This window comes from Micromonospora sp. NPDC049836, from assembly GCF_044465125.1.
Taxonomy (GTDB): domain Bacteria; phylum Actinomycetota; class Actinomycetes; order Mycobacteriales; family Micromonosporaceae; genus Micromonospora.
Genome location: NZ_JBITLH010000005.1, coordinates 431466 through 441668 on the forward strand (window position 1 = coordinate 431466; position 10203 = coordinate 441668).

The window sequence follows — 10203 nt, forward strand, 5'->3', positions numbered from 1 at the left end:
GGCGGTCGCTCAGTTCTTCACCCGCAGCGCCGGGTGGGCGGCGAGGAACGCCGCCTCGGTGCCGCCATGCAGTGCCGCGAGGAACTGGCGACCCACCGGCTGGAGTTGTTCGCCCCGGTACGACCCGCCGTGGCCCACCGCGGCGCCGGGGAGCCCGACCAGCACGAAGCCGTCCGCGGGCAGCCCGCCCAGGGCGTACGCGAAGTCGACGAGTTTGGGCCCGTTGCCGACGTAGACGAGGGTCTGCCCGAGCGCGGCGACCACCTGCTGCACCCGGTCCGGGTCCCGGGCCAGGCCCTGGTCCAGGATCTTGCGGGCCAGCGCCCGGATGAGCTGCTGCTGGTGCCGCTGCCGGGTGTAGTCGCCGCCGGCGGTGTAGCGCTGCCGGGCGTAGTCCAGTGCCTGCCAGCCGGTGAGGTGCCGGTTGCCGGGCAGGTAGACCATCTGCGGCCCGGTGTAGCTGCCGCCGACCAGGGTCCGGTGGCGCCCGTCCGGGCGGCGGTGCTTCGAGGCGACCCGCTGGTCGACGTAGAGGTCCACCCCGCCGAGGGTGTCCACCAGCTTGTCGAAGCCGCCGAAGGTGATCACCGCGCCGGCGTCGATGCGCAGCCCGGTGTACCGGCTGACCGTGGTCCGCAGCAGTTCGTACCCCTGGGCGGTGCTGGGGTGCGCCTTGTCGTTGGGGACCCGGCTGCCGTAGCTCATCGCGTGGGTGAGCTTGGTGCGGCCGCCGGGATAGCGGGAGCGTGGGTAGGCCGGGATGTCCACCACCAGGTCGCGGGGGAGGGAGAACAGGTACGCCCGGCCCAGCCCGGCGGGCACGTGCAGCACCAGCACCGCGTCGGCGTGCGGCTCCCAGCCGGGCACGCTGATCCGGGTGTCCACGCCGACCAGCAGCAGGTTGAGCGGTCCGGTGAGGCCGGCCCCGGGCGGCGGGGTGGGGCTGGCCGGGCTCGGCGTGGGCGGCGTGGCCGGGCCGGCCGGGCTCGCCGAACCGGAGCCGGTGACCGCGGCGGGCGTGCCGTGGCCGGTCAGCCGGGCGGTCACCACCGCGCCCGCGGCGACCAGCAGCACCGCCAGCAGGGCGGCCACTGCGAGCAGCCGTTGTCGTCGGGTCATTCCCGGGCTCCTTCCCCCCGTGTCCACTCGACGCGTCAGGGGGCGCCAGAGGTTGCATCGGCGGGATTCCCGGTATCGAGCGCTCTGCATGATCTGCGAAAAACTCTTGCTGGCGCTAGCGCTACTCGTCAGTAATGATGCGTGCATGCGGTACGACGTGCTCGTCATCGGGTCCGGCTTCGGTGGCAGCGTCACCGCGCTCCGCCTCGCCGAGAAGGGCTACTCCGTCGGGGTACTGGAGGCCGGCCGGCGCTTCGCCGACGACGAGTTCCCCAAGACGTCCTGGCGGGCCCGCCGCTTCCTGTGGGCGCCGAAGCTCGGCTGCTACGGCCTGCAACGGATCACCCTGCTCCGCTCCGCCGACCGGAAGGCCGGGGGCGGGGTGCTGGTGCTCTCCGGCGCCGGGGTGGGCGGCGGCTCCCTGGTCTACGCCAACACCCTCTACGAGCCGCTCGACGCGTTCTACGCCGACCGGCAGTGGCGGGACATCACCGACTGGCGCGACGAGTTGGCCCGCCACTACGACCAGGCGAAGCGGATGCTCGGCGTCACCACGTACCCGACCGTCACCGGGGCGGACCGGGCCATGCGGGCGGTGGCCGAGCGGATGGGGGTGGGGCACACCTTCCACGCCACCCCGGTCGGCGTGCACATCGGCCGCCCCGGCGAGCGGGTGCCCGACCCGTACTTCGGCGGGGTCGGCCCGGAGCGGACCGGATGCAGCCACTGCGGCTCGTGCATGACCGGTTGCCGGCACGGTGCGAAGAACACCCTGGTCAAGAACTACCTCTGGCTGGCCGAGCGGATCGGCGTGCAGGTCCATCCGCTCACCACGGCGACCGCGGTCCGGCCGGTGCCCGGCGGCGGCTACCAGGTGCACACCGAGCGCACCGGCGCCTGGCTGCGCAAGCGCCGCGCGGTGATCCACGCCGACCAGGTGGTGTTCGCGGCGGGGGCGCTGGGCACCCAACGGTTGCTGCACGAGATGAAGGCCACCGGCGCGCTGCCCGGCCTCTCGCCGCGCCTGGGCGAGCTGACCCGGACCAACTCGGAGGCGATCCTCGGCGCGTCGGTCGGGCCGCGGCAGGCCCGGCAGCGCGGGCTGGACTTCACCGAGGGGGTGGCGATCACCAGTTCGTTCCACCCCGACCCGCAGACCCACATCGAGCCGGTCCGCTACGGCAAGGGCTCCAACGCCATGGGGCTGCTCCAGTCGTTGCTGGTCGACGGCGGGCCGCGCCGGATCCGGCGCTGGCTGGGCAGCATCGTCTCGCAACCCGGGCTGGCCGCCCGGATGATCTCCGTCCGGGGCTGGTCCGAGCGGACCGTGATCGCCCTGGTCATGCAGTCGGTGGACAACTCGCTCACCACCCGCTTCCACCGGGGCTGGTTCGGCCGCCGGCTGGTCTCCGGCCCGGGGCACGGCGCGCCCAACCCGACCTGGATCCCGGCCGGCAACGAGGCGGCGCGGCTGCTCGCCGAGGAGATCGACGGCACTCCCGGCGGGGCCGTCACCGAGCCGTTCAACGTCCCGGTGACCGCGCACATCCTCGGCGGCGCGGCGATCGGCGACTCCCCGGAGCGGGGCGTGATCGACCCCTACCACCGGGTCTACGGCCACCCCGGGCTGCACGTGGTGGACGGGGCCGCCGTCTCGGCCAACCTGGGCGTCAACCCGTCGCTGACCATCACGGCGCAGGCCGAGCGAGCGATGTCCTTCTGGCCCAACAAGGGCGAGGTCGACCCGCGCCCGCCGCTCGGTTCGGCGTACCGGCGGCTCGACCCGGTGCCGCCCCGGCAGCCGGCCGTGCCGGCGCACGCGCCCGCCGCGCTGCGTCCCTGACCGCCGCCCGCCGGCGGCACGACGCGCGACACACCGGGGCGCGACCCGGGGCGGGGGTGACTGTCGGTAGGCTTTCTGCACATGAGCACGCCTCGCCCCGTCCTCGTGGTGGACTTCGGAGCCCAGTACGCCCAGCTCATCGCGCGCCGCGTCCGCGAGGCGAAGGTCTACTCGGAGATCGTCCCGCACTCCATGCCGGTGTCCGAGATGCTGGCGAAGAACCCGGCCGCGATCATCCTGTCCGGCGGCCCGGCCAGCGTCTACGCGCCCGACGCGCCGCAGATCGATGCCGGGATGTTCACCGCCGACGTGCCGGTCTTCGGCATCTGCTACGGCTTCCAGGCGATGGCCCAGGCGCTCGGCGGCACGGTCGCGCACACCGGCAACCGCGAGTACGGCGGCACCCCGCTGCGGGCGCGTGCCGAGGCCGGCGTGCTGCTCCGCGACCTGCCGGCCGACCTGCCGGTCTGGATGAGCCACGGTGACTGCGTCACCGAGGCCCCGGCCGGCTTCGCGGTCACCGCGGAGTCGGCGGGCGCGCCGGTCGCCGCGTTCGAGGACCTGGCCGGCCGCCGGGCCGGCGTGCAGTTCCACCCCGAGGTCGGGCACACCGCGCACGGCCAGGAGATGCTCACCCGCTTCCTCTACGACATCGCGGGGATCGAGCCGACCTGGACGCCGGAGAACATCATCGACGAGCAGGTGGCCCGGATCCGGGCGCAGGTCGGCGACAAGGAGGTCATCTGCGGCCTGAGCGGCGGGGTGGACTCGGCGGTCGCCGCGGCGCTGGTGCACAAGGCCGTCGGCGACCAGCTCACCTGCGTCTTCGTCGACCACGGCCTGCTCCGGGCCGGCGAGGCCGAGCAGGTGGAGAAGGACTACGTGGCGGCCACCGGCATCACGCTCAAGGTGGTCGACGCCCGGGAGCGGTTCCTCGGGGCGCTGGCCGGGGTGACCGACCCGGAGCAGAAGCGCAAGATCATCGGCCGGGAGTTCATCCGGGTCTTCGAGGCCGCAGCCCGGGAGATCGCCGCGCACGGCGACGTCGAGTTCCTGGTGCAGGGCACGCTCTACCCGGACGTGGTGGAGTCCGGCGGCGGCACCGGCACCGCCAACATCAAGAGTCACCACAACGTCGGCGGCCTGCCCGAGGACCTGAAGTTTGCCCTGGTCGAGCCGCTGCGCACGCTCTTCAAGGACGAGGTCCGCACGCTCGGCCTCCAGCTCGGGCTGCCCGAGGCGATGGTCTGGCGGCACCCGTTCCCGGGCCCCGGTCTGGCCATCCGGATCATCGGCGCGGTCGACGAGGAGCGGCTCGCCGTGCTCCGCAAGGCCGACCTGATCGCCCGGCAGGAGCTGAGCGCGGCCGGCCTGGACCGGGGCGTCTGGCAGTTCCCGGTGGTGCTGCTGGCCGACGTCCGCAGCGTCGGCGTGCAGGGCGACGGGCGCAGCTACGGCCATCCCGTGGTGCTCCGCCCGGTCTCCAGCGAGGACGCCATGACCGCCGACTGGTCCCGGCTGCCCTACGACGTGATCGCCAAGATCTCCACCCGGATCACCAACGAGGTGGCCGAGGTGAACCGGGTGGTCCTGGACGTCACCAGCAAGCCGCCGGGCACCATCGAGTGGGAGTGACCCGGCCTCACGCGGCCGGCGGCTGAGCGGCGGGCCCGGGCGCCGGCTGCGGCGTCGGCCCCGGCTGCGTCGTGGGCCAGGGGCCGCCGGTGGCCGGCTGCGGCGGGACGGGCGGCCAGCCCGGCGCGGTGCCCGCCGGGTGCGGCCAGGCGGGCGCGTCCGCCGGCTCCTCCGGCATCAGGAACCACATGATCGGGTACGCCAGCGCGGCGAGCCCGCCGGTGAGCAGGGTGGCCACGGCGAAGGCCACCCGGACCAGCGTCGGGTCGACGGCGAAGTACCGCCCGACGCCGCTGGCCACCCCGGCGACCATCCGGTCGGTCACGGGTCGGCGGAGCTGCTTGTACGGGGCCTGGGGAGGGGTCGTGTAGGTCATGTCCCCACGGTCCCGCGCGGGGCGGCGGACGACCTCGGTGACCGCCCGGACTCCTACCCTGACCGATCCCTGAGGTGCCAGCCATCAGTCAGGAATCTGACTCTTTTCGATGGAGGTAACCGAGGGCGGGGAGAATTTCCTCCCGTGACCACCTCGCTGGAGCCGCTGCGCAGGATCGCGGCATACGCAGTTTGTGCTGATTCAAACGGCCGAGTGTTGCTGGTCCGCGCATCGGAGCGCTCCGGCACCCCCGGCACCTGGTCGCTGCCCGGTGGGGCGGTCGACCACGGGGAGGACCCGAACCACACCGTGGTGCGGGAGACTGCCGCGGAGACCGGCCTCTCGGTCGCCGTGTCCGGCCTCCAGGACGTGCTCGCCGACATGCGGGCGCTGCCCGATCGGGGCATCACCATCCACACCGACCGCCTGCTCTACACGGTCTCGGTGCGGGGCGGGACGCTCGCCGACCGGGTCGACCGGCCCACCGACCTGGCCCGCTGGTTCACCCCCGACGAGGCCCGGGAGCTGCCGCTGCGGTCGTTCACCGCGCGCGCCCTCGGGCTGCCCACCTCCACCGACGACATCGTCCCGGAGGAGGTGCCGGAGTTCCCCTCGTTCTACGCGGTACCCGGCCCCGACGGCCTGCACCGGGCCCAACGCTTCGCCGCGTACGCCGTGGTGACCGATCCGGAGGAGCGGGTGCTGCTCACCCGGGTCTCCGACGGGTACCCGGGCGCCGGCTGCTGGCACCTGCCCGGGGGCGGCACCGACTACGGCGAGCAGCCCGCCGCCGCGCTGATCCGGGAACTGGTCGAGGAGACCGGCCAGACCGGCCGCCTGGTCGAGCTGCTCGGGGTGGCCAGTCACCGGGACGCCGCCTCGCTCGGCCCCGAGGGCTACCCGATCGACTGGCACGGCGTACGCGCCTTCTACCGGGTCGTGGTGGACCAGCCGGCCCCGCCCACCGTGGCCGACGTCGGCGGCTCCACCTGCGAGGCCCGCTGGTGGAGCCGCGAGGAACTCGGCGCCCTCCCCACCGACCGCCTCACCGAGGTGACCGCCGAAGCCGTCCACGCCGCCCACCTCCTCTGACCCCCTCCGCCCCAACCCCACCCCCAGCCGCACCCCGAACCGGCGATCATGAAGTTGTTGCCGGGGACACGCGGATCCGGCCGCACTAGGTTCATGATCGACGGACCGCGGTGGTGCTGTGCGGGCCGGCTCCGGGCCGGGGGTGGGGAGTGGTGGGTGTGGTGGAGCAGTGGCGGCGAATCGGGGCGTACGGGGTGCTGCGGGACGGGGCCGGGCGGGTGCTGTTGGCGCGCCGGTCGGACCGGAGTCCGTACCCGGGGGCGTGGCAGCTGCCCGGGGGCGGGATCGAGCACGCCGAGCACCCGGCGCGGGCCGTCGAGCGGAGCTTCGCCGCGCAGGCGGGGCTGGCTGTCGCGGCCGCCGGGATCCGGGCCGCGGTGGCCGACGTGGCCACCTTTCCCGCAGAGGGCGTCGCGCTGCACACCGACCGGCTGATCTTCGACGTCGAGGTGCGCGCCGGTGGCTCGGGCCCGGCCGGCGGCAGCGACGAGCTGGGCTGGTGCACCCCCGGGGAGGCGGCGGTCCGGCCGCTGATGCCGTTCACCGCCGAGCTGCTCGGGCTGCCGGTGGCACCCCTGCCGGCGGGCCCGCCCCGGGCGCTGCCGGCCGACCTGGCCGCACCGGACCGCGACCGTCGCCAGCGCTTCGCCGCGTACGGGCTGGTCACCGATCCAGCCGGCCGGGTGCTGCTCACCATGATCGCCGACGGCTATCCGGGAGCCGGTCGCTGGCACCTGCCCGGCGGCGGCACCGACCACGGCGAGCAGCCGGCCGCCGGGCTGCTCCGCGAACTGGTCGAGGAGGCCGGCCAGCTCGGCCGGGTGGTCGAGTTGATCGCCGTGGACAACCTGCACAACCCGGCCGCGTTCGGGCCGGAGGGGCGCCCGCTGGACTGGCACGGCGTCCGGGTGATCTATCGGGTCCGCGTCGACGCCCCCACCGAGGCGGTGGTGACGGAACTCGCCGGCGGCTCCACGGCACAGGCCGCCTGGTTCGCGCCGGAGCAGGTGAGCGGCCTGCCGATGACCGACGTGGCGGTCCGGGCAACCGGACAACGGGGCAGGTAGCACCCGCTCACCCGACCGGGACGGGTCAGCTCCGGTACAGTCGGAGTTAGGACGGGTGGACGAAAACGGGCGATGAAGCCCGAGATGGGAATAACTGAGCGGTTCGCGCGGTTAAGGATGTTATAAGTACCGCCGGCAGCTATCGCCAAGCCCCTATCCCCTGTGCAATGGTGTACTCCGCAAAAAGGGCTGCCGGACTCGAGAGGTCCGGCACGAGACAGCCGGACACCCGCCCCCTGGCGGTAACCCGATCCGGTGATGGAGGAAACGTGCCGAGAGCCCCATGGCGCCGGCGTCGTACGACTGACAGTCCGCGCCCCGCAGGGCGTCGCTGGGCGGGCAGGTTGCGCCGCAGCAGCACGTTCGCCCGCCAGGTGCTGCTGGTCCGGGTGGGCCGTCGGGACGGGGTCACCGCCCCCGGCACCGACCTGGTCACCCCGGACCACCGATGGACCGACCGCCAGCGGCGCCGGTACGGCCGGTTCGACGCCGAGGTCGAGGCGGTGATGCCGGTCAGCCCGGCGCTCGCCCCGAGCACCCCGGTCGACGAGGCCTCGGCGATGTCGATCCCGCTGCTGCCGGGCGAGCGGTCCGCCGCCCGCCGGGCCAAGTTCGCCCTGGTCAACGCCTGCACCCTGAGCAGCCTCATGCTCGGCATGCTGGCGATCTTCCTGGCCATGCAGGGCGACGTGCGCACCGCGGCGCTCTGCCTGATCGCCTGCGTCGGGTTCGACGGCCTGGACGGCGCGCTGGCCCGCAAGCTCGGCGTCGCCAGCCCGTTCGGCGCCCAGATGGACTCGCTGGCCGACATGTGCTCGTTCGGCCTGGCCGCCCCGGTCGTGGTCTACGCCTCGCTGGCCGGCTCGGTGCCGCCGGCGGCCGCCGCGGTGGCCTGCGCGCTCGTCGCCGGCTGCGCCGCGATCCGGCTCGCCCGGTTCAACGTCTCGCCCAAGGACGGCCGGTTCTTCTGCGGGGTGCCGACCACCATGGCGGCGGCCGTGCTGGCCCTCACCGTGGCGATCGGGCTGCCGGTCTCCGGCCTGGTGATGGTCGCCGGGGTGGCCCTGCTCGCCTTCGCCATGGTCTCCAGCTTCCCGTACGCGAAGCTGGCCCGGCTGGTGAAGCTGCCGCCGTGGATCTGGCTGGCCCCGGTGGTCGGCGCGCTGGTCGACATCCGGATCACCTTCGCCCTCGTGGTGGTGGGCTACCTGGTCAGCGGCCCGGTCCTCTGGCTGCACCAGCGCCGGGCCTGACCGGGCGGCGCCGCCGGGACCGACCCGAGCCGAGCGCAGCGGGCACCGGGACCGACCGGAGCCGAGAGCAGCAGAAAGGGGCGCCGCGACGAGCGGCGCCCCTTTCGTGTCTGCCCGTTCAGCGCCAGCGGGCGATCACCGTGGCGCCGCCGACCACCTTGTCGCCCGGGCCGACCAGCGGCTCCGCCGCGTCCGCCGGCAGGTAGACGTCGGTGCGCGAGCCGAACCGGATCAGCCCGAACCGCTCACCCCTGGCCAGCAGCGCCCCGACCGGTGCCCGCTGCACGATGCGCCGGGCGATCAGGCCGGTCCGCTGCGCGACCACCACGGTGCCGTGCTCGGTGTCGAGCACCGTGTACGCGGCCACGTTGTGCTCGGCGTCCGGCTTCATCGCGTTGACGAAACCACCGTCGGCGACGAAGTAGTCGACCACCTTGCCGGCCACCGGCGAGCGGTTGACGTGCACGTCGAGCACCGACAGGAAGACCGCGACGCGCAGCCACTCCCCGTCGCCGAAGCGCTCGTCGTGCAGCCGCTGCACCGAGAGGACCTGGCCGTCCGCCGCGGCGACCACGGCCGACGGGTCCTCCGGGACGTCCCGCTCCGGGTCCCGGAAGAACGCGGCGACCGGCGCGGCGGCCAGCGCCGGGAGCAGCCAGAGCTTCGACTTCGGCCGGGCGGCCCGGGCCAGCGCGGCCAACCCGAGGCTGATGCCGGCCGCGGCGACCCCGTTGGAGTCGATGTGCATGCTCCGGGTCAGCGGCACGCTCGACGGCCGGTACGCCGGGGCGAGCTTCGCGGCCAGCGCGGCGCCGGCCGGGGTGAAGCGGAGGTGGTGCACCCGTACCGGCGGGGAGTTGCGCAGCACCAGGTCGGTGCGAACGCCGTGCAGCACGCCCTGCCGGTCCAGTTCGGCGGCGGCGCCCTCGGTGCGGAACACCGGTGCGGCCACGCTCAGCACGGCCCCGTCGGTGAGGTACTTGGTGAGGCCGTCGACGACGCCGCGGGCCTCGTCGGCGGTGCCGGTGAACGGTTCGGCGGCGATGACCACCTCGGCGGCGTCCGCCTCGGCGATGGTGTCGACCACCCGTACCCGGTCGGCTACCCAACGGCCCTGGGCCGTGACGTGCTCGCGGAGCACCGCCGGGGTGGCGCCCTCGGCCGGCACGACGGTGAGCCGGTCGCCGGGGAGCAGCGCGTCGATCGCCGCGGCGAGCACCGCGGAATCGGGGGTCGCGCCGACCACCAGGCCGGCCTTCGAGTCGTTGCGCCGGGCTAGCTCGGAGACGAGGGTACGGGCGGCGCGCTCGCCGAGGCGGGCCGGCCCGGACAGGCCGGGGACGCGCACGGCGGGGGACTGGGTCATGTCGGACGGGCTCCTGACTCCGGTGACGACAGAACGCGGTTGGACCGCCACGGCGACCTGACGGCCGGGCCGCGGACCGGGGCCCGGCGATCGACGCGCCGGCCGCGGCCGGGGCGCCGGCGGGGCCGGCCGGCGGAGGCGGAACCTCCACCAGCCAGCATAGGGGGCGCCGCCGCGGCGCCGCACCGCCGTGCTCAGCCCGGCCGCTGCCCCCCGGAGCCCGCGTCGTCCCCGCCGGTACGCCGCTCGCCGGCCGGCCCGTCCGGGTCGTCGGCGAGGGGCAGTTCGCGGGTGGTGGCCGCGTCGTGCCCGGTCGGGCCGTCGGTGCCGGGTAGCTCGCGGGTGGCCGGCGCGTCCTCCTCGGCCGGGCCGTCGGTGACCGGTAGTTCGCGGGTGGCCGGCGCGTCCTCCCCGGCCGGGCCGTCGGTGACCGGCAGTTCCCGGGTGACCGG

At 74.6% G+C, this 10203-nt stretch carries 8 protein-coding genes and 1 pseudogene; 5 read left to right on the forward strand and 4 right to left on the reverse strand.

All coding sequences use genetic code 11. The annotated features are described in order from the left end of the window. Nucleotides 1-9: 9 nt before the first annotated feature. The gene (locus ACIBPB_RS16705) at nucleotides 10-1119 is read right to left on the reverse strand and encodes an LCP family protein (RefSeq protein ID WP_396840455.1); all 1110 of its coding nucleotides are present in this window, start codon (nucleotides 1117-1119) and stop codon (nucleotides 10-12) included. 145 nt (nucleotides 1120-1264) lie between these two features. Between ACIBPB_RS16705 and ACIBPB_RS16710 the strand changes: the two genes are divergently transcribed. Together ACIBPB_RS16710 and guaA are read left to right on the forward strand one after the other, a co-directional pair. Next, a complete protein-coding gene (locus ACIBPB_RS16710; RefSeq protein WP_396840456.1) occupies nucleotides 1265-2962 on the forward strand; it encodes an FAD-dependent oxidoreductase in 1698 nt (565 codons plus the stop codon). Nucleotides 2963-3043: 81 nt separating this feature from the next. Further along, complete coding sequence (guaA, locus tag ACIBPB_RS16715) at nucleotides 3044-4597, forward strand: glutamine-hydrolyzing GMP synthase (protein ID WP_357314107.1); 1554 nt, start codon at nucleotides 3044-3046, stop codon at nucleotides 4595-4597. Between the two features lie 7 nt (nucleotides 4598-4604). On the opposite strand, the gene ACIBPB_RS16720 is transcribed toward guaA, so the two are convergent. Beyond that, nucleotides 4605-4973: a PspC domain-containing protein gene (locus ACIBPB_RS16720; protein ID WP_396840457.1), complete on the reverse strand. Its 369-nt coding sequence runs from the start codon at nucleotides 4971-4973 to the stop codon at nucleotides 4605-4607. Nucleotides 4974-5117: 144 nt separating this feature from the next. Here ACIBPB_RS16720 and ACIBPB_RS16725 point away from each other — a divergent pair, with 144 nt between their 5' ends. From ACIBPB_RS16725 to ACIBPB_RS16735, 3 genes are all read left to right on the forward strand, one after another. Further along, nucleotides 5118-6065, forward strand: a complete 948-nt coding sequence (locus ACIBPB_RS16725; RefSeq protein ID WP_396840458.1) for an NUDIX domain-containing protein — start codon at nucleotides 5118-5120, stop codon at nucleotides 6063-6065. A 161-nt stretch (nucleotides 6066-6226) separates the two neighbouring features. Further along, nucleotides 6227-7132: an NUDIX domain-containing protein gene (locus tag ACIBPB_RS16730; RefSeq protein ID WP_396840601.1), complete on the forward strand. Its 906-nt coding sequence runs from the start codon at nucleotides 6227-6229 to the stop codon at nucleotides 7130-7132. 344 nt (nucleotides 7133-7476) lie between these two features. Next, nucleotides 7477-8385 carry a CDP-alcohol phosphatidyltransferase family protein gene (locus ACIBPB_RS16735; RefSeq protein ID WP_396840460.1) on the forward strand — a complete coding sequence of 303 codons (909 nt, stop codon included), beginning with the start codon at nucleotides 7477-7479 and terminating at the stop codon, nucleotides 8383-8385. A gap of 118 nt (nucleotides 8386-8503) precedes the next feature. Here the strand turns inward: ACIBPB_RS16735 and ACIBPB_RS16740 are convergent, their stop codons facing one another. Together ACIBPB_RS16740 and ACIBPB_RS16745 are read right to left on the reverse strand one after the other, a co-directional pair. Beyond that, nucleotides 8504-9751: a phosphatidylserine decarboxylase gene (locus tag ACIBPB_RS16740; RefSeq protein ID WP_396840461.1), complete on the reverse strand. Its 1248-nt coding sequence runs from the start codon at nucleotides 9749-9751 to the stop codon at nucleotides 8504-8506. 194 nt (nucleotides 9752-9945) lie between these two features. After that, nucleotides 9946-10203 (reverse strand): annotated as a pseudogene (locus ACIBPB_RS16745) (hypothetical protein); the annotation flags it as partial.

Bases quoted from the DNA above. Each gene is read 5' to 3' on its own strand.
- ACIBPB_RS16705 (WP_396840455.1), bottom strand. From the start codon at position 1,119: ATGACCCGACGACAACGGCTGCTCGCAGTGGCCGCCCTGCTGGCGGTG.
- ACIBPB_RS16710 (WP_396840456.1), top strand. From the start codon at position 1,265: ATGCGGTACGACGTGCTCGTCATCGGGTCCGGCTTCGGTGGCAGCGTC.
- ACIBPB_RS16740 (WP_396840461.1), bottom strand. From the start codon at position 9,751: ATGACCCAGTCCCCCGCCGTGCGCGTCCCCGGCCTGTCCGGGCCGGCC.
- guaA (WP_357314107.1), top strand. From the start codon at position 3,044: ATGAGCACGCCTCGCCCCGTCCTCGTGGTGGACTTCGGAGCCCAGTAC.
- ACIBPB_RS16720 (WP_396840457.1), bottom strand. From the start codon at position 4,973: ATGACCTACACGACCCCTCCCCAGGCCCCGTACAAGCAGCTCCGCCGA.